Annotated in this window: 21 protein-coding genes; 12 read left to right on the top strand and 9 right to left on the bottom strand. The window is 72.9% G+C overall.

Annotation, left to right across the window (positions count from 1 at the left end):
• Positions 1-103: 103 nt before the first annotated feature.
• From ACIA5G_RS44505 to ACIA5G_RS44495, 3 genes are all read left to right on the top strand, one after another.
• Entirely contained in the window at positions 104-310 is a 207-nt protein-coding gene (locus ACIA5G_RS44505; protein ID WP_395934828.1) for a heavy-metal-associated domain-containing protein, read from the top strand.
• Positions 307-2,553, top strand: a complete 2,247-nt coding sequence (locus tag ACIA5G_RS44500; RefSeq protein ID WP_395934826.1) for a heavy metal translocating P-type ATPase — start codon at positions 307-309, stop codon at positions 2,551-2,553. Before ACIA5G_RS44505 ends, ACIA5G_RS44500 begins: the two co-directional genes overlap by 4 nt.
• Positions 2,554-2,654: 101 nt before the next feature.
• On the top strand, positions 2,655-5,984 hold the full coding sequence (locus tag ACIA5G_RS44495; RefSeq protein ID WP_395934824.1) for a glycosylhydrolase-like jelly roll fold domain-containing protein: 3,330 nt from the start codon (positions 2,655-2,657) through the stop codon (positions 5,982-5,984).
• 58 nt (positions 5,985-6,042) lie between these two features.
• On the opposite strand, the gene ACIA5G_RS44490 is transcribed toward ACIA5G_RS44495, so the two are convergent.
• From ACIA5G_RS44490 to ACIA5G_RS44475, 4 genes are all read right to left on the bottom strand, one after another.
• Positions 6,043-6,669 (bottom strand): DUF4190 domain-containing protein, encoded by a 627-nt coding sequence (locus ACIA5G_RS44490; protein ID WP_395934822.1) that lies wholly within the window; start codon positions 6,667-6,669, stop codon positions 6,043-6,045.
• 104 nt (positions 6,670-6,773) lie between these two features.
• Positions 6,774-7,409, bottom strand: a complete 636-nt coding sequence (locus ACIA5G_RS44485) for a DUF2238 domain-containing protein (protein WP_395934820.1) — start codon at positions 7,407-7,409, stop codon at positions 6,774-6,776.
• Between the two features lie 39 nt (positions 7,410-7,448).
• Positions 7,449-8,789 carry an NtaA/DmoA family FMN-dependent monooxygenase gene (locus ACIA5G_RS44480; protein ID WP_395934818.1) on the bottom strand — a complete coding sequence of 447 codons (1,341 nt, stop codon included), beginning with the start codon at positions 8,787-8,789 and terminating at the stop codon, positions 7,449-7,451.
• An 11-nt stretch (positions 8,790-8,800) separates the two neighbouring features.
• Positions 8,801-10,006, bottom strand: coding sequence for an LLM class flavin-dependent oxidoreductase (locus ACIA5G_RS44475; protein WP_395934816.1), 1,206 nt, complete (start codon positions 10,004-10,006; stop codon positions 8,801-8,803).
• Positions 10,007-10,237: 231 nt separating this feature from the next.
• On the opposite strand from ACIA5G_RS44475, the gene ACIA5G_RS44470 reads away from it, so the two are divergent.
• From ACIA5G_RS44470 to ACIA5G_RS44450, 5 genes are all read left to right on the top strand, one after another.
• Positions 10,238-10,846, top strand: coding sequence for a hypothetical protein (locus tag ACIA5G_RS44470; protein ID WP_395934814.1), 609 nt, complete (start codon positions 10,238-10,240; stop codon positions 10,844-10,846).
• 18 nt (positions 10,847-10,864) lie between these two features.
• On the top strand, positions 10,865-11,431 hold the full coding sequence (locus ACIA5G_RS44465; protein ID WP_395934812.1) for a sigma-70 family RNA polymerase sigma factor: 567 nt from the start codon (positions 10,865-10,867) through the stop codon (positions 11,429-11,431).
• A gap of 162 nt (positions 11,432-11,593) precedes the next feature.
• Positions 11,594-12,331 carry a GAF domain-containing protein gene (locus ACIA5G_RS44460; RefSeq protein WP_395934810.1) on the top strand — a complete coding sequence of 246 codons (738 nt, stop codon included), beginning with the start codon at positions 11,594-11,596 and terminating at the stop codon, positions 12,329-12,331.
• A 30-nt stretch (positions 12,332-12,361) separates the two neighbouring features.
• Positions 12,362-13,108, top strand: a complete 747-nt coding sequence (locus ACIA5G_RS44455) for a GAF and ANTAR domain-containing protein (RefSeq protein ID WP_395934808.1) — start codon at positions 12,362-12,364, stop codon at positions 13,106-13,108.
• Positions 13,109-13,338: 230 nt separating this feature from the next.
• Positions 13,339-13,995, top strand: a complete 657-nt coding sequence (locus tag ACIA5G_RS44450) for a phosphoribosyltransferase (RefSeq protein WP_395934806.1) — start codon at positions 13,339-13,341, stop codon at positions 13,993-13,995.
• A gap of 53 nt (positions 13,996-14,048) precedes the next feature.
• Here the strand turns inward: ACIA5G_RS44450 and ACIA5G_RS44445 are convergent, their stop codons facing one another.
• Positions 14,049-14,684 (bottom strand): hypothetical protein, encoded by a 636-nt coding sequence (locus tag ACIA5G_RS44445; RefSeq protein ID WP_395934804.1) that lies wholly within the window; start codon positions 14,682-14,684, stop codon positions 14,049-14,051.
• Between the two features lie 17 nt (positions 14,685-14,701).
• Here ACIA5G_RS44445 and ACIA5G_RS44440 point away from each other — a divergent pair, with 17 nt between their 5' ends.
• The gene (locus ACIA5G_RS44440) at positions 14,702-14,869 is read left to right on the top strand and encodes a hypothetical protein (RefSeq protein WP_395934802.1); all 168 of its coding nucleotides are present in this window, start codon (positions 14,702-14,704) and stop codon (positions 14,867-14,869) included.
• Positions 14,870-14,873: 4 nt separating this feature from the next.
• Here the strand turns inward: ACIA5G_RS44440 and ACIA5G_RS44435 are convergent, their stop codons facing one another.
• From ACIA5G_RS44435 to ACIA5G_RS44425, 3 genes are all read right to left on the bottom strand, one after another.
• Entirely contained in the window at positions 14,874-15,353 is a 480-nt protein-coding gene (locus ACIA5G_RS44435; RefSeq protein WP_395934800.1) for a GNAT family N-acetyltransferase, read from the bottom strand.
• A 124-nt stretch (positions 15,354-15,477) separates the two neighbouring features.
• Positions 15,478-16,326 (bottom strand): slipin family protein, encoded by an 849-nt coding sequence (locus ACIA5G_RS44430; RefSeq protein ID WP_395934798.1) that lies wholly within the window; start codon positions 16,324-16,326, stop codon positions 15,478-15,480.
• 36 nt (positions 16,327-16,362) lie between these two features.
• Entirely contained in the window at positions 16,363-17,037 is a 675-nt protein-coding gene (locus ACIA5G_RS44425) for a BON domain-containing protein (RefSeq protein ID WP_395934796.1), read from the bottom strand.
• 92 nt (positions 17,038-17,129) lie between these two features.
• Between ACIA5G_RS44425 and ACIA5G_RS44420 the strand changes: the two genes are divergently transcribed.
• Positions 17,130-17,798, top strand: coding sequence for a response regulator (locus tag ACIA5G_RS44420; protein WP_395934794.1), 669 nt, complete (start codon positions 17,130-17,132; stop codon positions 17,796-17,798).
• Here ACIA5G_RS44420 and ACIA5G_RS44415 read toward each other — a convergent pair.
• On the bottom strand, positions 17,758-18,660 hold the full coding sequence (locus ACIA5G_RS44415; RefSeq protein WP_395934792.1) for a hypothetical protein: 903 nt from the start codon (positions 18,658-18,660) through the stop codon (positions 17,758-17,760). The two genes, ACIA5G_RS44420 and ACIA5G_RS44415, sit on opposite strands and share 41 nt — an antisense overlap.
• 173 nt (positions 18,661-18,833) lie before the next feature.
• Between ACIA5G_RS44415 and ACIA5G_RS44410 the strand changes: the two genes are divergently transcribed.
• Together ACIA5G_RS44410 and ACIA5G_RS44405 are read left to right on the top strand one after the other, a co-directional pair.
• Positions 18,834-20,435 (top strand): GAF domain-containing sensor histidine kinase, encoded by a 1,602-nt coding sequence (locus ACIA5G_RS44410; RefSeq protein WP_395934790.1) that lies wholly within the window; start codon positions 18,834-18,836, stop codon positions 20,433-20,435.
• Between the two features lie 169 nt (positions 20,436-20,604).
• Positions 20,605-21,666 carry a fatty acid desaturase family protein gene (locus ACIA5G_RS44405; RefSeq protein ID WP_395934788.1) on the top strand — a complete coding sequence of 354 codons (1,062 nt, stop codon included), beginning with the start codon at positions 20,605-20,607 and terminating at the stop codon, positions 21,664-21,666.
• Positions 21,667-21,674 lie beyond the last annotated feature (8 nt).

Here is a 21,674-nt window from a genome sequence, read left to right as displayed (position 1 = left end):
TCTTGACGAACATTCGCGGGAACCATTCCGGCGCCGGGGCCGACCTTGTTACCCGAGGCCACTGACCCATCACGAGACGGCCACAGCCGGAAGGTGCCAGACGATGACCCAGAGTACGTATGCGGTGACGGGAATGACGTGCGGCCACTGTGTCGCCTCGGTCCGCGAGGAGATCGGCGAGCTGCCCGGCGTCCGGCAGGTCGACGTCGACCTCGGCACCGGCCGGGTGCTGGTGACCAGCACCGCCGAACTGCCGTTCTCGCAGGTCGAAGGCGCGGTGCGCGACGCGGGCTACCAGCTTGTCCGATGACCGCGACACCCCACCGGGCCCGCCCCGAGGCGCCGGCCGCGACCGTCGAGCTGGTGGTGGGCGGCATGACCTGCGGTTCGTGCGCGGCCCGCATCGAACGCAAGCTCAACCGGCTCGACGGTGTCCACGCCACGGTCAACTACGCCACCGGGAAGGCGTCGGTGCGGGTGCCGCCACGGCTGACGGTCGGCGACGTCGTCCGCGCGATCGAAGCCGCCGGGTACACCGCGCAGCTGCCCAAGCCGCCGGAGCCCGAGCCGGAACCGGCGGCGGACCCGGTGCGCCGGCGGTTGCTCGGCTCCGCGGTGCTGAGCGCACCGGTGATCCTCCTGGCGATGGTGCCCGCGCTGCAGTTCCCGGCCTGGCAATGGGTTTCGCTCGTGCTGGCCACCCCGGTGGTCGGCTGGGGCGCCTGGCCGCTGCACCGCGCCGCCTGGACCAACCTCCGCCACGCGACGGCGACCATGGACACCCTGGTGTCGATGGGCGTGACCGCCGCGTACCTGTGGTCGCTGGTCGCGCTGTTCTTCGGTGGCGCGGGAGTGCTCGGGATGCGGCACGAATTCGAGCTGACCCTCTACGCCGACCACAACCTCGCCGGCATCTACTTCGAGGTCGCCACCGGTGTCACGGTGTTCATCCTGGCCGGGCGCTACTTCGAAGGCCGCTCACGCCGGCGCGCGGGAGCTGCGTTGCGTGCCTTGCTGGACCTCGGCGCGAAGTCCGTCGCGGTGCTGCGAGGCGGGCGCGAAGAGCGGGTCCCGATCGAGGAACTGCGCGTGGGGGAGCGGTTCGTGGTGCGCCCCGGCGAGAAGATCGCGACCGACGGCGTGGTCGAGGCCGGCGATTCCGCGGTCGACCTCAGCCTGGTGACCGGGGAAGCGACGCCGGTCGAGGTGTCCGCCGGGACGGCGGTGGTCGGTGCGACCGTGAGCATGAGCGGCCGGCTGGTCGTCCGGGCCACGCGTGTCGGCGGGGACACCCGGCTCGCGCGGATCGCGGCGATGGTCGAGCGGGCGCAGAGCGGCAAGGCCGACGTGCAGCGGCTGGCGGACCGGGTGTCGGCGGTGTTCGTGCCCGTCGTGATCGCCCTTTCGCTGGCCACGCTGGTGTTCTGGCTCGCGACCGGCGCGGGCGGCGGGGTCGCGTTCACCGCGGCCGTCGCCGTGCTGATCATCGCCTGTCCCTGCGCGCTGGGTCTGGCCACGCCGACCGCGCTACTGGTCGGCACCGGCCGGGGCGCGCAGCTCGGCGTCCTCGTGAAGGGGCCGGAGATGCTCGAGTCGACACGGCGGGTGGACACCGTGGTGCTCGACAAAACCGGCACGGTGACCACCGGGAAGATGAGCCTGGCCGGCATCCGCACGATCGACGGCGTGCCGCCGGACGTCGCGTTGCGGCTCGCCGGGGCGTTGGAGAACGCCTCCGAGCACCCGATCGCCGTTGCCGTGACGAGTGCGGCCGTGCGGCGCTTCGGCGAGGTGGCGGAGGTCCGGGAGTTCCGGAACGTCGCCGGGTTCGGTGTGCTGGGCCGGGTCGGCGGCCACCGCGTGGTGATCGGCCGGCCCGAGCTGCTGCAGCGGTTGTCCGTCGGGCTGCCGGCCGCGATGCTGGCCGCCAAGCGCCAGGCGGAACAGGCCGGGCACACCGCGGTGATCCTGGCCTGGGACGGGTTCGCGCGGGCGGTGCTGGTCGTGGCCGACACGGTCAAACCGACGTCGGCGCCCGCGGTGTTCCAGCTGCGCCGCCTCGGGCTGACGCCGGTGCTGCTCACCGGTGACAACACGACGGTGGCGCAGGCGATCGCGCGGGAAGCCGGGATCACCGAAGTGGTCGCCGACGTCTCCCCGGAGCAGAAGGTCGAGGTGATCAACAACCTGAAGGCACAGGGCCGGGTCGTCGCGATGATCGGCGACGGGGTCAACGACGCTGCCGCGCTCGCCACGGCGGACCTCGGCCTGGCCATCGGCACCGGCACGGACGCGGCGATCGAAGCCGGCGACCTGACCCTGGTCCGCGGTGACCTGCTCGCGGCGGTCGACGCGATCCGGCTCTCCCGGCGGACGCTCGCCACGATCAAGATGAACCTGTTCTGGGCGCTGGCCTACAACGTCGCCGCCCTGCCGCTGGCCGCGGCCGGGCTGCTGAACCCGATGATCGCGGGTGCGGCGATGGCGCTGTCGAGCTGCTTGGTGGTGTCGAACAGCCTGCGCCTGACCCGCTTCCGCGGCACCGCCGCCTGAGGTCCGCACCGGACAACTTGGCGGCCATTCCTTGACGGGTATGACCGGCGTCACGTAGCTTTCCGCCTGCCTTGAATCGTTTCAAGTCGACGGGGGTCACGATGACCGAGCACGATCCGGCGCAGTTCCCGGCGGCTGGCGGCGGGTTCCGGCTGTCCCGGCGGCGGGTGCTCGCACTCGCCTCGGCGGCGGCCGTCGCCGGCACGGCGGGCGGCTGGCCTATCGCCTACGCCGCTGCCGACGGCGGTGGTGATCCGGCCCAGCGGTTCGCGGACCCGCGCCCGGACTCGCGGCCCACCGTGCTGTGGTTCTGGAACGGCGCCGTCACCACGGCGCTCGTCGCCGACGGCCTGGCGGACCTGCGCGACAAGGGCATCCACGAAGTGCTGGTGTTCCCGTTCGACACCGCGGCGCTGCAGCCGGCGTTCTTCACCGAGGAGTGGTTCGCGCTCATCGAGTTCACGTTGCGCGAGGCGCAGCGGCACGGCATGCACCTGTGGCTGTTCAACGACGACTACTTCCCCAGCGGCCGGGCCGGCGGGCTCGTCGTCGACGGCGGGAAGGTCGGCAACCGGGTCTACCAGCCGCGGCCCGACCTGCGGCTCAAGGGGGTCGGGCACCAGGTGCTGACCGTTGCGGGCGGGGTGCCGGTGCCGCTGGTGAGCCGCGGGCTCTCGGTGTCCGGTGGCCGGCTGCTGGTCGACGCGAGTGCTCGCGACGGCGTGACGCTGCTGCGCGACGGCGCCGGCCGGCAGGACTGCGACGTGGTGGCGAAGGTCCGGATCGACCGTGCCACGGCCGGGCTCATGGTCCGCAGCGCCGACGAGGGCAACGGCGTGCTCGCCGACCTGCGCGCGGACGGCGCCGTCGACGTCTGGCAGCAGACCGGCGGCGCGTTCACACTGGTCCGGAGCGGTTCGCCGGTCGCGGGTTTCGACCCCGCCGCGGACCACGAGCTGGTGGTGCGGCTCCGGGGAACAACGCTGACGGTGTCGCTGGACGGCGCCGCGCAGGCTCCCGCCGAGGTCTCGCACGCCACCGGCCGGGTCGGCGTGCGTGCGGTCGCGAGCCAGCGATCGTCGTGGGACAGCCTGACCGTGCGTGCTCCGGACGGCGGTGTGCTGTACGCGGAGACGTTCGACAGCGCGGCCGCGCTCGACACCTTCGACCTGCCCGCGACCGGGGTGCCGCTGGTCGCCGCGGCCGCCCGGCCGGACTCCTCGGCCGATCCCGGGACACTGGTCGACCTGACCGAGCAGGCGCGCGCGGGCGGCACGTGGACACCGCCCGCCGGGAGCTGGCGGCTGGACCTGTTCACCGTGCGCCCGCTGAGCACCCCCACCGGCACCGGCCGCGCCTACCTCGACCTGCTCGACGACGAGGCGGTGCGGCTGTTCGTCGACGCCGTGCCGGGGGAGTACCTGCGGCGGTTCCCGTGGGCGGTGGGTTCGGTCCTGCGCGGGTTCGCCGACGACGAGCCCTACCTCGCCTCGGCCGACGGCCCGTTCGACACCGTGCCCTGGTCGTCCACTTTGGACGCCGAACTGCACACACTCGGGGTGGCGCCGGGGATCGCGCTGACCGCGGTGCACGACGATCTCGGGCCGGACGGCAGGCGGCTGCGCGGGGTCTTCTGGCGCGCGGTCAGCAACCGGTTCGCGGCGGCGTACTACAAGACCCAGGGGCAGTGGATGGCCGCGCACGGCCTGCGGCTGATCTCCAACCCGTTGTGGGACGAGTACGGGCCGGGTGAGCAGCTGCGCAGCTCCGGCAACCTGAACACGACCAACCAGTGGGCGCAGGTGCCGGGCACCGACCTGATCTTCGACCACTACCAGCGCGGGTACCACCGCACGCTGTCGCGGTGGCCGGCCAGCACCGCGCACCAGCTCGGGCTGGAGCGCGTCTACCTCGAGGCGATGGGCGGCACCGGCTGGGCGGTCACGCCGGCGCTGGTCCGCGAGGTGATCGGGGCGTTCGCGGTGCGCGGGGTCAACCACACGCTGCTGCACGCCCGGTTCAGCGACGAGAACCAGATCGTCTACCCGCCGCCGTTCCAGCCGGCCAACCCGTGGTGGGCGGTGTCGGCGCCGCTGAACGACTGGATCGGCAGGCTGATGGAAGCGTGCCGCGTGCCGGCCCGGGCCCGCACCGCTTTGCTCCAGCCGCAACGTGCCGCCGAGTCCACCCAGGACACTCCAGAGATGTCCGATGTGGACACCGCGTTCCTGGACACCGCACACGCGCTGGAAGACGTCCAGATCGACTTCGACTTCCTCGACGAAGGCGCCCTCGACGCCGACCCCGCCCTGCTGACGCACGCGCGGCCGAACGGGCCGCGGCTCGTCATGGGGCAGCAGGCTTACACGATCGTCGTGGTGCCCCGGACGCCGATCCTCGCGGTCGGCTCGGTGCGGACCCTGATCCGGTTCGCGCGCGGCGGGGGCAAAGTGGTTCTTTGCGGGGAGCCCGCTCGTGAGGCCGGCGGAAACGACGCGGGCCTGCGCACCGCGCTGGCCGAGCTGTTCGCCGTCCGGTCGGTGGTCCGCGTGGCCGACCCGGCAGCGGCCGCGGCGGCCGCGGTGGGCGGCGCGGCGGCGGTGCTGGAACCGCGGCACAACGACGTCCGGGTGCTGCGCCTCGAAGGTGACGGCCGCGCGACGTTCGTCGTGCTCAACGAGCGGGCGGAAGCCGTCGAGCTGACGGCGACGTTCCCGGCGACCGGGGTGCCCGAGGTCTGGGACCCCGACACCGGAACGGTGACACCGGTGGGAGTTTGGCGGCCCGCACCGTCCGGCACGTCGACCGTCCTGCGGCTCGAACCGAAAGCGACGCTGCTGGTGGTGTTCCGTCCCGGACGGGAACCCGCGCACGCGGTGGCCGCGTCGGCGCCGGTCGAGCGGGTGCGCTCCGATGCTCGAGCCGCGACAGTGCGTGTGACGGCGCCGGGCGAGGTCACGGTCACCGCGACCGATGGCCGCCGCTCGTTCACCGGCCGCACCACGGTTTCCGACCCGCTCACAGCGATCCCGCTCGGCGGCGACTGGGCAGTCAACTTCGACGGCGCACCGGTCAGTACGCGTCCACTCGGTTCCTGGACCGAGCTGAACCCGGCCTACTCCGGTGCTGCTTGGTACACAAAGGAATTCACCGTTTCCGCGCCGGTGTTGCCCGGCCGGCGGTGGGCCCTCGACCTCGGCGAGGTGCACGAGGTCGCCGAGGTCGAGATCAACGAAAACCGGATCGGCTCCCGGCTGTGGCCGCCGTACCGCCTGGACGTGACGGCGGCCCTGCGGCCGGGTGTGAACCGCTTGCGGGTCCGCGTCACCAACACCGGCGCCAACGCCCGTGGTCAGGTGCTCGCGTCCGGTCTGCTGGGGCCGGTGGCGCTGCGGCCGTTCCGCCTGGTCGACGTCGTCCTGGATCGGTGACAACCACCGCCGCGCCGGCGGTGCAGCCGCTGTACCGACCGTAAAGGGCTGACGGTTCTCAGGGCTGGAAGGTGCAGAGCGCGGCGACCCCGTTGGCCTGCTCCGAGACCGTCTTGCCGTCGACGGTGATCTTGCAGGTGTTGTCCTTGCCGCCGGGCTCGTAGCTCACCGGGGACACGCTGACCGACGTCCAGGCGAGGGTGTCCATCGACAGGGTCCGGCTCCAGGGCTTGCCGGGCTCCAGGACTTCCTGCGAGTTGGTGCGGAAGCCACTGGTCCACAGCAGGTTCGACTTCGCGGTGGTGGTCACTTCCAGCACCACCGTGTGCTTGCCGGCCGGGGCGCCGGACGACTGGATGGACGGCGGTGCGGCCGGAGTGGGGACGCTGTCGGTCACGGCCTTGCTGAACACGGCCGTCCAGATGACGCAGATGAGCAGGCCGACGGCGGACAGCACCACTCCGGCGATCGCCATGCCCTTGTTGTCGGCCTGGCCCCGGTTCGCCCGCGTGATGCCGATGACGCCGAAGATCAGCCCCAGGATCGTCAGCGGCCACGCGATCACTCCGATGATCGGGATGAAGGCGAAGACCAGACCGACCAGGCCGAGCACGAACCCGGCCGTGCCGAGGCCGTTCTTGCGCTGCGGCTGGGTCTGGGTGGGTGGCATGGGGGCGTAGGACACGGGTTGCCTCTTTCAGCGGATAGCCGGCACAACCAAATGCCCGGTTGCGCTCTGCGCCATCCGTCGTCCGGCGCCCCGGGTTCGTTCCGGTGCGCGACGAAGTGTCACCCGCTCGGCCTAGCGTCGTGATCAAGCTGTAGCTGCCGGTTGTGCAGCCGCCGCCACACCAGCAGCGAGATCACCGCGCCGCACAGGCAGAGGAACATGTCCCACTGCGTGTCCCAGACATCTCCTTGGGTCGCCAGGAAATCGTCCGCACCCGAGCCGGCCACGAGCGCGCTGAACCACTCCACGAACTCGAAACACGCGCTGATCGCCAGGCACACGCTCACGGTCAGGAACGCGACCCAGCCGCCGGGCCGCAGCGGCGTCCGGCGCAGCAATATCTCGCGCACGGCGATGGCCGGCACGAAGCCCTGGACGAAGTGGCCGAGCCGGTCGTAGTTGTTGCGCGAGGTGCCCATCCAGGCCTGCGCCCACTCGCCGAGCGGGGTTTCCGCGTAGGTGTACTGGCCGCCGTAACACAGCACGAGCGCGTGCAGCACCAGCAGCCAGGAAAGCAGGCGGGTCAACGGAAAGCGCTTGCGCAGCGCCACCACCAGCGGCAGCCCGATCAGCACCCAGACGACTTCCATGAACCAGGTGCCGGGTGACCGGGCCTGGACCCCGGTCACCACCAGCGCCGCGAGCACGACGCCGGTCAGCAGCAGCCCTTCGGCCCGACCGGCTCCGCGCACCATCGGGCCAACCTAGCGCCGTCCCCGGCGCCGGGCAGAACTTCAGGCGTCCAGGCCGAGGTGCTCGCGCAGGGTCGTGCCGGTGTACTCGGTGCGGAACGAGCCGCGCTCCTGCAGCAGCGGCACCACCTTGTCGGCGAACTCGTCGAGCCCGCCGGGGGTGACGTGCGGGACGAGGATGAAGCCGTCGCTCGCGTCGGCCTGCACCAGCTCGTCGATCCGGGCGGCGACCGTCCCGGGAGAGCCGATGAACGTCTGCCGGCCGGTGACCTCGATGATCAGCTCCCGGCTGGTCAGGTTCTTCGCCTCGGCCAGCTGCCGCCACTCCCGGGCGGTGGCCAGCGGGTCGCGGTACATCCGGACGCTCGCGCGGCCGCGGGCGATCGTGTTCTCGCCGAGCACCGGGTCGGTCGAGGGCAGCGGGCCGTCCGGGTCGTGGTCGCTCAGGTCGGTGTTCCAGAGCTGCTCGAGGAACTTGATCGCGGTCTGGCCGCTGACCTGCTGCAGCCGCACGACGTGGGCGCGCTCGTGGGCGTCGGCGTCGGTGTCACCGAGGACGAACGTCGCCGCGGGCAGGATCACCAGCTGCTCGGCCGTCCGGCCGTACTTCGCCAGCCGGCCCTTGACGTCGGAGTAGAACGCCTGCCCGGCTTCCAGCGTGCCGTAGCGGCTGAAGATGGCGTCGGCGGTGGCCGCGGCGAACTCGCGGCCCTCCTCGGAGTCGCCGGCCTGGATGATCACCGGACGGCCCTGGGGGCTGCGCGGCACCGGGAACCGGCCCTCGATGTCGAAGTGCGCGTCGTGGTGGGCGAAGGCGCCCGCGGCGGGGTCGCGGAGGAACACCCCGGCTTCGGCGTCCGCGGCGATCTCGTCACCGCGCCAGGAGTCGAACAGCTCCCAGGCGGTGCGCAGGAACGTCTCGGCGCGCGCGTAGCGCTGGTCCTGGGGGAGGAACCCGCCGCGGCGGAAGTTCTCGCCGGTGAAGGCGTCCCACGACGTGACGACGTTCCAGGCGGCGCGCCCGGCGGACAGGTGGTCCAGCGACGCGAACTGGCGTGCCACCTCGAACGGCTCGTTGAACGTCGAGTTGATCGTCCCGGCCAGGCCGAGCCGCTCGGTGACCGCGGCCAGCGCGGACAGCACGGTGAAGGTGTCCGGCCGGCCGACGACGTCGAGGTCGTAGATCTCGCCGTTCTGCTCACGCAGCCGCAGGCCCTCGGCGAGGAAGAAGAAGTCGAACTTCGCGCGCTCGGCGGTCTGCGCGAGCTTGACGAAGGAGCTGAACTCGATGTGGCTGCCGGCCTCGGGGTCGCTCCACACGGTCGTGTTGTTCACGCCGGGGAAGTGCGCCGCGAGGTGGATCTGCTTGCGGGGCTGAGACATCACAGGCCTCCTCAGGCGGTCGCGTAGCGGTTGGCGGGCCGGGTGAGGCCGAGCAGCCCCCGTAGGGTGCTCGCCTCGTACTCGGTGCGGAAGGCGCCGCGGGAGCGCAGTTCGGGAACCAGCCCGCGGGTGATCGCGGTCAGGTCGTGCGGCACCGCGCCCGGCCGCAGCCGGAAGCCCGAGAGCCCGGCGGTGTGCCAGTCGAGCAGCAGGTCGGCGAGACTCGCCGGGGTGCCGGTGAAGACGTGCGCGTCGGAGGCGTATTCCGCGCCCGAGAGCTCGTCGAGGCGTGCCTTGCGGTCCGCGGCGGCCTGCTCGGTCTCGCCGAGGAACACCACCACGTCGCCGAAGACGTGCAGCGTCTCGGCGCCGCGCCCGGCCCGGTCCTGCTCCTCGCGCACCGCGGTGACGATCGAGCCGGCCTGCTCGCGGTCGAACGGCGTCACGTAGACGACGTCGGCCGACCGCGCGGCGAGCCGGTAGGGGACGGCGGCGTGGGCCAGCACGCTGACCGGCGGCTGGCCCTGCGGCGGGCGCGGGGTGATCGACGGGCCCTTGACCTTGAACCAGCGGCCTTCGAAGTCGATGTAGTGCAGCTTCCCGCGGTCGACGAACCGGCCGGTGGCGACGTCGCGGATCTCGGCGTCGTCCTCCCAGGAGTCCCACAGCCGGCGCAGCACCTCGACGTAGTCCGCGGCCTCGTCGAACAGGTCCGCCAGCGGGCTGGGCCGGTCCGGCTCGGCGGAGTCCTCCAGGCGGAACTCGCCGAACTCGCGGCGGCCGAAGTGCCGGTTGTCGGCGGGGCGCCCGGCGACCTGCACCCGCACACCGGCGCGGCCCGAGCTGACGTAGTCGAGCGTGGCGATCGCCTTCGACAGGTGGAACGGCTCGGTGTGCGTGACGACGGCGGTCGGCACCAGCCCGATGTGCGAGGTCAGCGGCGCGACGCGGGCGGCGACCAGGACCGCGTCGAGCCGGCCCTGGACGATGTCGGTCCGCTCGCCGGGCCGGTCGAGGTAGCTCACGGTCTGCAAGGCCAGCGAGTCCTCGAAGGTGACGAAGTCGAGCTTGGCCGCCTCGGCCTCCTGGACGAGTTCGGTCCAGTGCGCGGCGGTCAGCAGCTCGGCCGGCCGTGCGCCGGGTTCGCGCCACGCGGCGGGGTGCCAGCCGGCGCCGTCCAGCGCGACGGCGATGCGTGGTCCGTTTCCTGAGGCCATCCCGGCGTTCCTTCCTTCGGCACGTCCTTGCAGTCTGCGCCGGATCGCGGGTCGCGGGCGGAGCCGGCCCAACTGCTGGGACGGCGCGAGGTTGTCGCCCGGGACGGGAATAAGTCCGCGCTCCCGCCGCTGCGATCTCCGCGACCTGCGTACTAGACTGCAGGTGGACGCCCCAGACCTCGGCGGATCCGGCACCCGACCCGGACGGCGAGGCGCACCATGGCGGCACGCGTGGCAGGACTGCTCTTGGTGGTCCCGAGCTGCGTGCTGGCGGTGATCGGCGCGGCGGCCACCACCACGAACGCATTGATCGGCTGGAGCCTGGCGGGCTCGGCGGCCGGGGTGCTCGGCGCGTTCGCCGCGCCCCGGCTGCGGCGCGGGCGCCGGCGGCCGGCGAGCGGACCCGACGTGCGGGCGGGCGTGGCCGCCGCGGCGGCGTTCCTCGCGGCCTACCTCGTGCTCGCCGGTCTGGTGACCGTGTTCGGCGGTGGTTTCGCCGTGGCCGTCGTGGTCCTGCTCGCCGTCGCCGGGTGGTGGTTCCGGCGCCGCACCCGGCCGGTGGTCCGGAAGGCGCTGTCCGCCGAGGTGAAGCCGCCTGACGTCTTCGCCGGCACGCCGGTCGCCGGCATGGCGACCGAAGAGCTGTGCACGGCTTGGCGGCGCAGTTACTTCCACCTGCTGCTGGCCACCGACGAGCGCACCCACCGGCTGGTGGTGCAGCGCCGTCAGGACTTCCTGGACGAAATCGAGCGCCGGGACCGCCGCGGGTTCCTTCGCTGGCTCGACAGCGGTGCGCGCGCCGGGAGCGACCCGGGGCCGTACCTGACCACGCGGCGCTGACCGAGCGGGAGGAGCACCATGGCGACGGTCGACGGCACGCTCGTGACTTCGGCGGTGGCCGGTGACTCCGCCGCGACGGACGCCCTGCTCGGCCTGCTGCGCCCGGGCGTCCTGCGGTACTGCCGCGCGCGGCTGGGCGACCGGCGGCACCGGGACAGCGACGCGGAGGACTGTGCGCAGGAGATCCTGCTCGCCGTGCTGGACGCGCTGCCGGGCTACCGGCACGAGCCCAGCCGGTTCTGGGGCTTCGTCTACGGGGTCGCCGCGCACAAGGTCGTCGACGCCCACCGCCACCGGCAGGACGACGTCAGCGTGCCGGTGCCGGAGTTCGCGCCGGTGCCGTCCGACCGGCCGGGGCCGCTCGGCCACGTCGAGGCGGCCGAGCGGCGGGAGCGGCTGAACCTGCTGCTCGGGCAGCTGGCCCCGCAGCAGCGGGACGTCGTGGTCCTGCGGCTCGTGCTCGGCCTGTCCGCCCGGGACGCGGCGGGTGTGCTGGGGCTCGCGGGCGCGGGCGCGGTGCGGGTGAGCCAGCACCGGGCGCTGATCGCGCTGCGCCGGCACATCGCCGCCTCGCCGGTGCCCTGATGGCGTGGCGGGCCCGGGGGCGCCGGGTAGGATCGGTCTTTGCAGCCGCGACGGCGGAGCTGATCCGGGCCTGGTCCTGTCCGAGTTGGTGTGATGAGCAGGGACACCGACTCGAAGGGAACCGGATGCGGGTAAGCGGCGCTCGCCGGCGGTGGGCGCGCGGTGGCTGAGGTCGAGGTCCTGCGGGCGAGTGTGCTGGCCGCGTTGCGCGACGGAGCTTCCGGCAGCGGGGTCGACGTCGTCGGCCGGGTTTGCCGGGCGTGTGTGCACCTGCTGCCGGTGGACGGCGCGGCGGTGTCGGTGATGGTCGACCCCGGGCAGCGAGAGGTCGTCTACGCCAGTGACGTGGTGAGCACGGCATTGGCCGAGCTGCAGTTTTCCCTCGGCGAAGGGCCGTGCTTCGAGGCGTACGTGACCGGCGGGCCGGTCCTGGTGCCGGACCTGGCCGCCGGGCCGCCCCCGGCGTGGCCGATGTTCGCTGCCGAAGCCGCGGCGCACCCGGTGGCCGCGTTGTTCACGTTCCCGGTGCAGATCGGGGCGGTGCGGGTGGCGACCCTCGACACCTATCGCGCGACGCCGGGCTCGCTGGGGTCCGGCGAGCTGGCCACGGCGCTGCAGGTGGCCGACGTCGCGGCGCTCGCCCTGTCGGGGCTGCGGTCCGGCGGTGACCGCTGGCTCGACGGCGACGGGCGGTGGATGGAGGGTGCGGGCATGCGGTACCGGGAGGTGCACCAGGCCACCGGCATGCTGATCGCGCACCTCGACCTGCCGGCTTCGGCGGCGCTGGCCCGGTTGCGGGCGTACGCGTTCGGGCACGGGCGTCCCCTGCTCGAGGTGGCGGGCGACATCGTGGCCGGGCGGTTGGACCTGGACGAAGAGTTCCAGGGGGAATCACCATGAAGACAGTCGACGAACCAGGAGATGGTGGGCATGTCCGACCGTGAACGACAGGTGACCCGGGCGTTCGTCGCTCTGGCGGACACGCTGGTCGACGACTACGACGTCGCTGATCTGCTGCACACGCTCGTGCAGCAGTGCGTGGAACTGCTCGACGTCGCGGCGGCGGGCCTGACCCTGGCCGACGAGCGGGGCGGCTTGCAGGTGCTGGCGTCTTCCACCGAGCAGGCGCGCCTGCTCGAGCTGTTCCAGCTCGACATCGACGAAGGCCCGTGCGTCGAGTGCTTCACCAGCAGCACCCCGGTGCTGGTGGCCGACATCGCCGAGCAGGCGGCGCGGTGGCCGCGGTTCGCGGCCGAAGCGGCCCGGGACGGGTTCGCCTCGGTGCACGCGGTGCCGATGCGGCTGCGCCGGCAGACGATCGGGGCGCTGAACCTCTTCGGGCTCCGCCCTGGGAAGCTCTCGGCCGACGACGTCGCGCTGGCGCAAGGGCTGGCCGACACCGCGACCATCGGCATCCTCCACGAACGGGCGGTCCGCCAGGCCGAGATCCTCTCGGAGCAGCTGCAGACCGCGTTGAACAGCCGGGTGATCATCGAGCAGGCCAAGGGGGTGCTCGCCGCGGCCGGGCGGCTGCGCATGGACGCGGCGTTCACCGCGTTGCGCGCCTACTCCCGGCGGAACAACCAGCGGCTCAGCGAGGTGGCCCGGGCACTGGCCGAGCGTGAGCTCGCGCCCGGGGTGGTGCTGGCGCCGGTGGAGACGAGCCGGCCGAGCTGACCGCGCCCATCTCGCCGATGCCGCTGCCGGTCGGACGTCATGAACGAGTCGTTCATGGCATTGCCTTGCCGGACCCTGCCCGGGTGAACGTCCACTGTGGACTTGTGAACGCGCCGTGACGAGACTTCGCAGAGGTGCCGAACGGTCCGCTCCGCGGTGACCAACGGCCCTCGCGCGCCGGCCGCGGCGCCGTGATGCTGGGGGACGGCCCCCCGACGGCAGGAGTTCCCATGCGGTTCCGTGATCGCCGCGAAGCCGGCGAACGACTGGCGCTCCGGTTGCGCCCGCTGCGCGGGGACCGGGCCGTGGTCCTCGGTCTGTCGGAGGGCGGCCTGGTGGTCGCCGGCGAGATCGCCGCCGTGCTCGGGGCGCCGCTGGACATCCTGCTCACCAGCCGGATCGAGGCGGCCGGGCCGCCGGCCACCACACTCGGCGCCGTCGGGGAGGGTGGCTTGCTCGTCTGGGACCACGACGCCCTCCGCCGCTTCGACATCGAGCAAGCCGAGCTCACCCGGCTGACCGACCGGGCGCGGGCCGGGCTGGCCGCGCAGGTCGCGGTCTACCGGCACACCGTCGCGCCGGTGCGGATCGCCGGTCGGACGGTCGTCCTCGCCGACGACGGCGCCGCCACCGGCACGACCGCCCACACGGCGATCCGCGTGCTGCGTGCGCGCCAGGTCGGCCGGATCGTGCTCGCGGTTCCGGTGGCCGACTCGCGGGTGCTCGACCGGCTGTCCCGCGAGGTGGACCAGTTCACCTGCCTCCGTCCGCTGCCCTGGATGCACGCGGTCGGCAACAGCTACCGGAGGTTCTCCGCGGTCGGCGACGCCGAGGCGCTGGAGCTGCTGCACCGCGAGCCCCGCCGGCCGGTCGAGGTCCGCCGCTGACCGGCGGCCAGCGTCGCCGACGTCCCGTCGGCGCGTCCACAATGGACACGACGTCAGCCGGGGAGGCGCACGGCGATCTCGGCGCCCAGTTCGGCGCCGCCGGTGAGCTCGAGGTGGTCGCCGCTCCAGAAGCGGCCGGCGTCGTACCAGTTCGGGCGGCGGCCCGCCGGGAGCAGGCCCATGGCTTCGTACGTCAGCGCGACGATCTCGGCGCAGTAAGCGGCTTCGAGGGCGACGTCCGGGGTGTCCCGCTTCCGTGACGGCAGCCGGCCGCCGAGCCAGCGGGTCGCGAGGCGGGCGGTCGACGGGAACGGCGTGCCGTCGAGCCGGGCGACCGTGCGCAGGACGGCGTCCTCCACCTCCCGGCCGACCGAGTGGTCGAGCTGGCGCAGCCAGACCTGCTGGTGGTACTTCTCGGCCCACACGAGCACGGCGCGGCGCAGGTCGTGCAGCTGGGCGCCCCGCTGGTGGGTGCCCGACCAGACGTCCGGCAGCGCACGCCCCAGCTCCGCGTGCCACAGCAGCGGCGGGAGGTCTTCGATCACCACCGCCATGCCGACGTGGTTGACGGGGCTGTTCGTCACCACGCGGATGGTGCGGTCGGCGGCGGAGTGCCCCCGGAACAACCACAGGTCTCCCGTGCGCGTGACAGCCACGGCTTCGTCCAGATCGAGCTCGGTGGCCGGCACGGCAGTAGCCTAGGCCGATGCGCTGGTGGAAGACAGTGGGCCTGGCCGGGCTCGTCGGAGTGGCCGCGACCGGAGTGGTGATCGCCCGGCAGGAGCGCCGGCGGCGGGCCTACACCCCGGAGGAGATCCGGGAACGCCTGCACGCCCGCCTCGACGACGCGCCCGCCGGGGAAGCCGGCGGCTGACCGGTCATTCCGCGCTGACGGGCCGGAACGGGATGCCCACCGCCGCGAAGACGCCGAGCATCTTCGCGTTCTCCGCGCCGACGTCGGCGACGAGCGTCCGGACGCCTTCGTGTTCCGCCGAGACGACGAGCTGTTCGAGCAGCAGGGTCGCCACGCCGATCGTCGGCCCGTCGCCGTCGACCACCAGCGCGACCGCCGCCTCGGCCGGGTCGGCCAGGATGTCGTAGCGGGCGACGCCGGCCAGCCGGGAGTGCCGGAAGCACCCGACCGCGGTGTGCCCGACCCCGGAGCTGTGGGTCAGCTGCGTCGCGAGTTCGGCCAGCCCGGCCACGCCGAGGCCGAAGAACCGGAGGTGCCGGTCACGGCTGGAGAGCCGCGTCCGCAGCGCCAGGACCGCGTCGGCGTCACGCGCTTCGAGCCGGCGCACCCAGGCGACTTCGCCGTCGGGCAGCAGGACCCGCACCGGTGGGGTCGCGGTGGTCATGTCGCCTCCGCAGGGTGTCTCCCGATCATCGCCATGGCTCCTCACGTCCGGCGAAGTGGCCCGGGTCCACAGTGCCCTGTCCTTTTCGCACAGAACACTGCGGAGTCCGGGGTCGCGGCCACGGTCAGTGTTCGCCGGTGCGGGAGCCGTTGACGGCCGCGGGAGGCGGCACGATCGCGGCGGTGGCGGCCGGCTTCGGCTGGGTCGCGGCGGCGCTTTCGCGGGCCAGGAAGGCCCCGAGCTCACCGATGGTGCTCATCAGCGGGGCGGGGAACACCACGGTGGTGTTCTTGTCCACGCCGATCTCCACCAGGCTCTGCAGGTTGCGCAGCTGGAGCGCGAGCGGGTGCGCCATCATCGTGTCCGACGCGTCGCCCAGTGCGGCGGCGGCGAGGGACTCACCTTCGGCGCTGATGATCTTGGCGCGCTTCTCGCGTTCCGCTTCGGCCTGCCGGGCCATCGCCCGTTTCATCGTGTCGGGCAGCTGGATGTCCTTCAGCTCCACCAAAGTCACTTCCACGCCCCAGTCGAGCGTGGTGACGTCGAGGATCCGGCGGATGTCGACGTTGATGCTGTCGGTCTCCGACAGCGTCTCGTCCAGCGTGTGCTGCCCGACGACCTTCCGCAGCGTCGTCTGGGCGATCTGGTCGATCGCGGCGTAGACGTTCTCGATCGCGACGACGGACTTCACCACGTCCTGCACCCGGAAGTAGGCGACCGCGGACACGTCGACGCTCACGTTGTCGCGCGTGATGATGCCCTGGGACTGGATCGGCATCGTGATGATCCGCAACGGCACGCGGCGCAGCACGTCGACGACCGGGATGATCAGCCGCAACCCCGGCTCGCGCACGCCCACCACCCGGCCGAGCCGGAACAGCACACCCCGTTCGTACTGCTTGACGATCCGCACGGCGGAGGCCAGCAGGAGCAGCAGGGCGGCGGCGATGACGACGATCACGAGAACGTTCATGGTGCTCCAGAATTCACGACGAGCTCGGCGGGCGGGTCAGCCCGAGAGCTTCACCTGGTTGTCGACCGAGGTCACGCCGGGGGCGAACCAGGCGGTCTGCTCGGCGGACCGGCGCTCGGCCGGGGTGAGGACCGCGCCGGTCAGGGTGACCTGGCCGTCGTCGAAACCGACCTCGACGTGCTGGGCGAACCCCGGTGCGTGGCGGGCCAGCGCCGCGGTGATCCCCGCCTTCGTGTCGGCCGGCGAGACCGCCGTCGAATGCCTCAGCGTGATCAGGTTCCGCACCCCGCTGATGCCGGGGAGCGCGGCCACCGCGCGGCGCGCGGCTTCGCGCTGGTAGTGCCAGTCCACCGAGCCGCGGAGGGTGACCACCCGGTCGCGCACGTCGACCTGCACCGAGTCCTTCGGCACGACGACCGTGCGGCGGTCGAACACGATCATGGCTTCGCGGGCGAGATCGGCGTCCTCCGGAACCCCGTCGCCGTGCCGGACGAGGATCTTGTCCGCGGTCGCGGTCACACCGTGGATCCGCGCGGCCGCGCGCAGGGCTTCTTCCTTCTCGGGGTAGGTGCCGACGTGCCCGGACAGCGTCGCGACCCCGTTGGCGACGGTCACGCCGATTTCTTCGGCGTTGACGCTGGGGGTCCAGGCGAGCTCATCGGTCACGGCGGTCTTGAGCTGATGATCGGGCCTGTGCTGGATCTCTGTCATCCCTTCACCGTGGCCGTCGGGCGCCGGCCGGCCTAGGGCCGCGAGACCTCTCTTCCGGGGTCGTTCGGCGCGAGCGGGCGTAGCCTGGACCGGTGGATGAGAGCGAGCCCGGCATCACGGTCTTCCTGGTCGACGACCACGAGCTCGTGCGGCGCGGGGTCGCCGAGCTCGTCGACGACGAACCCGACCTGACCGTGGTCGGGCAGGCGTCCTCGGTCGCCGAGGCGATGGCCAGGGTGCCCGCGCTGCGGCCGGACGTGGCGGTGCTGGACGTCCGCCTGCCCGACGGCAGCGGCGTGGACCTGTGCCGCGACCTGCGCGCGGCGCTGCCCGGCCTGCGGTGCCTGATGCTGACCTCCTTCACCGACCAGGATTCGATGGTCGAAGCGGTGCTGGCCGGGGCCGAGGGGTTCGTCATCAAGGACGTCAAGGGGCTCCAGCTGGTCGACGCCATCCGCCGGGTGGGGTCGGGGGAGACCCTGCTGGACGGCCGGGCGGTCACCGCGCTCGTGGCCGAGCTGCGCGCCACCACCGCGGAGCCGGGCCCGCTGGCGGGGCTGAGCGAGCAGGAGCTCGTCCTGCTGGACCTGCTCGGCGAGAGCCTGACGAACCGGCAGATCGCCGAGCGGATGTTCCTGGCGGAGAAGACCGTCAAGAACTACGTGTCCCGCCTGCTGGCGAAGCTCGGGCTGGAGCGGCGGTCCCAGGCGGCGGTGCTGGTCACCGGGATCCACGGCGCGCACCGTCGTCCGGGCGGCTAGCCGCGAACGGGTGCTCGTCGCTGATCACCACGTCTTCGAGCTGCGGCCGCGAGGAGGGCGCCACCGCGGTGCCGTGCCCCAGGCGCAGCATGATCTGCGGCCAGAGCCCGCCGCCGAGCAGCTGCCGCAGTTCCCGCCGGATCGCCGGCACGGCCATCGGCTGGGTGGAGAGCGCCGCCGAGATCCCGGCGGCGGTGGCGGTCAGCAGGACCCGCTGCAGGGCCTGACCGGCCTGCACCCGCGCGAGCACGGTGTCGTGCAGCGTCCCGATGACCACGACCAGCCGCTCGGGTTCGACGTCGAGGTCGGTCCCGCCGCCGGGCCCGGGCGCCGCCGGCGGGACCTCGGTGCGGCGCATGATCTCCCGCAGCTGCGGCACCTGCTCGGGGGTGATGGTGGCCAGCCACGCGCGTTCCACCTCCGCCGCCCGCCGGATCTGCCGCTGCACCGCGGAGGGGACGACGGCGGCGGTGAACGGGCGCCGGTTGCTCTGCCGGTCGGCGATGGCCGCCACGAGCTCCCCGTCGTGCGGGGCGATCGTCTCGTAGCCGTGCGGCCGCACCACGGCGAGCAGGTCCGGCCGGCCCGCCGAGGGGAACAGCCGCACGTCGGCGTGGCTGCCCTGCGCCTTGATCGCCAGCCGCAGGTTCAGCAGCGCCGCGCCGCAGTCCAGGAGCCGTTCGCGCTGCTCGTTGTCGCTGCCGGTGGTGAGCGGATCCGCGTACAGCTCGACGGAGTCGGGCGTGCACTGGAACCGCCAGGGGCGGGAGTGGCGCAGCGGCGGGGGAGCCGTGGCCGCGAGGAGGACGGAACGCACCTGGCTCGCGCTGAGGTGCCCGACGGGCATGACACCGGTTTTCATGGGGACGACTCCGGGGGTGGGTTCGCTGGACGCGGTTCACCGTCCGCCCGGGCCGCGCCGCCCGCCAAGTGCCGAACGGCCTCCGGTGGCCCGGCGAAGGTCGCCGGTTGCGAACCCGGTTCGGTTCGCACCGGATCCCGCCACGGCCCGGGCCGCTGTGCGAGGGTGGGGCCATGCCCGAGGAGCGCACACCGGGCCGGGACCGGATGGACGCGCTGCCGGCGGCCGTCCTCGCCTTTTCCGCCGGTCTGGAGCTCGAGACCACCTTGCACCGGATCGTCACCGCCGCCGCGGGCCTGGTCGGCGCCCGCCACGGCGCGCTGGCCCTGCTCGACGAGGACGGCCGGACGACCGCGTTCGCCACCACCGGCGTCGACGACGCGACCCGGGCGCGGATCGGGCCGCCACCGGCGGGCCACGGGGTGCTCGGCGAGCTCGTGACCGGGCCGGCCCCGGTGCGCCTGGCGGATCTGGCCGGCCACCCGGGCGCCGCCGGGTTCCCGCCGGGCCACCCGCCGATGCGGACCTTCCTCGGTGTCCCGCTGCTGGTCCGGGGCGAGGTGCTCGGACGGCTGTACCTGAGCGGCGGGCAGCCGTTCACCGCCGACGACGAACGGGCGGTCGTCGCGCTGGCGGCCGCCGCCGGGATAGCGGTCGACAACGCGCGGCTCTACGAAGAGAGCCAGAGCCGGCAGCGGTGGCTGGAGGCCACCGGGGAGATCTCCGCCGAGCTCCTGGGCGGCGCCGACGTCCACGAGGTGCTCCGGCTGGTCGCGAGCCGGGCCGCCGAGCTCACCGACGCGGGGGACGCGCTGATCGCGCTGCCGGTGGCGCCGGGCGGGGAGCTGGTCGTCACGGTGTGCGCCGGCCCCGACGCCGAGGTGCTGACCGGCCGCCGGATCCCGCTCGACGGCTCGACCTCGGGCGCGGTGCTGCGCGACCACGTGCCGCGCAGCGTGCCGAGGCTGGCGTTCGACCTGGCCGACGGCCTCGGGGTGGACCTCGGGCCGGCCCTGGCCGTGCGGCTGCGGTCCGGCGAGTCCACCGCCGGCGTGCTGCTGGCGATCCGCGGCGCCGGCGCGGCGCGGTTCGGCGAGCACGAGCTCCAGCTCGTGTCCGCCTTCGCCGACCAGGCCGCGCTGGCGCTCAGGGACGCCGAAAGCCAGGCCGCCCGCCGCGAGCTCGACCTGGTGGTGGACCGCGACCGGATCGCCCGTGACCTGCACGACCACGTCATCCAGCGGCTGTTCGCGGTGGGTCTCGGGATCGAGGGCACCCGGCGCCGGACGGACTCGCCCGCGGTCGCCGCCCGGCTGACCCAGCACGTCGACCACCTCCAGGACGTCATCGAGGAGATCCGGAGCGCGATCTTCGACCTGCACACCGAACCGGGCGCCGGGCGGGGTCTGCGGGCGCGCCTGCAGAACGCCATCACCGACACGACCGCCGACTCCGCGATCCGCACCACCGTGCGACTGTCGGGGTCGTTCGACCGGGTGCCCGCCGGCCTGGCCGAGCACGCCGAGGCCGTCGTCCGCGAAGCCGTCAGCAACGTCCTGCGGCACGCGCGCGCCACGGAGCTGGCGGTCACCGTTTCCCTGGACGGCGACCTGGTCGTCGAGGTGACGGACACCGGCACCGGGATGCCGGAAGCCGTTGCGCGCAGCGGACTCCGCAACCTGGAGCAGCGCGCCGCGGAGGTGGGCGGGTCGTTGCGGGTCGACCGCCCGGCCGAGGGCGGCACCCGTCTGATGTGGACGGTCCCGGTGCCCTGACGGGCCGGATTTGTTGATCTCAACGGGTTGTTACGCGCGTGTGGCGTTCGTGACAATGATCCGGGACCACCCGCCTGGCCCAGCACGGCGCGGACGCGGGGGTTTAGGGTGGGGGCCGGCCCTGGACCACGGCGACCGGAAAACCGGCCCATCCCGAGGAGAACCGCTGATGACGACCACGGCCATGGCACTCGATCACGACGAGATCGAGAAGCTCGGCATCGAACTGGACGACCTGCGCACGCGGGTCGCCGGCGACCTCGGCGCGCAGGATGCCGACTACATCCACAACGTCGTTGCGGTGCAACGGTTCTGCGAGGTTTCCGGACGGGTGCTGCTGTTCGCCGGCTGGTTCCCGCCCGCCTGGCTGGGCGGGGTGGCCGCGCTCGCGGTGTCGAAGATCCTGGACAACATGGAAATCGGCCACAACGTCATGCACGGCCAGTACGACTGGATGAAGGACCCCGCGCTGAACTCGCGGACGTTCGAGTGGGACATGGTGTGCCCCGGCGAGCAGTGGCGCCGCTCGCACAACTTCATGCACCACACCTACACCAACATCCTCGACAAGGACCGTGACGTCGGGTACGGCATCCTCCGCATCACCGAAGACCAGAAGTGGCACCCGTACTACCTGGGCAACCCGGTCTACGCCGCCGCGCAGGCGCTGTTCTTCGAATACGGGATCATGCTGCACGACCTGGAGGTGGACCGGATCGTGCAGGGCCGGCGGGGCTGGGCGGACGTCCGGCCGCTGCTGGCGCCGATGCTGCGCAAGACCGCCCGCCAGGCCGGCCGCGACTACGTCCTGTACCCGGTGCTCACCGGCCCGCTGGCGCCGCTGACGCTGACCGCGAACATCACCGCCAACGTGGTCCGCAACCTCTGGGCGTTCTCGATCATCTTCTGCGGCCACTTCCCCGACGGCGCCGAGGTGTTCACCGAGGAGGAGAGCGCGGACGAGACCCGCGGGCAGTGGTACCTGCGCCAGATGCTCGGCTCGGCGAACATCACCGGCAGCCCGCTGTTCCACGTGCTTTCGGGCAACCTCAGCCACCAGATCGAGCACCACCTGTTCCCGGACCTGCCCAGCCACCGCTACCCGCGGATGGCCGCCGAGGTGCGGGAGATCTGCGAGCGCTACGGGCTGCCCTACAACACCGGGTCCCTGTCGCGTCAGCTCGGCTCGGTCGTCAAGAAGATCTTCCGGCTGGCGCTGCCCGGCCGCTGACCGTCTAC

Source organism: Amycolatopsis sp. NPDC051758, from assembly GCF_044453095.1.
Lineage (GTDB): Bacteria > Actinomycetota > Actinomycetes > Mycobacteriales > Pseudonocardiaceae > Amycolatopsis.
Note: the sequence above shows the minus strand (reverse complement) of the source record. Positions and strands in the feature narration are given on the sequence as shown.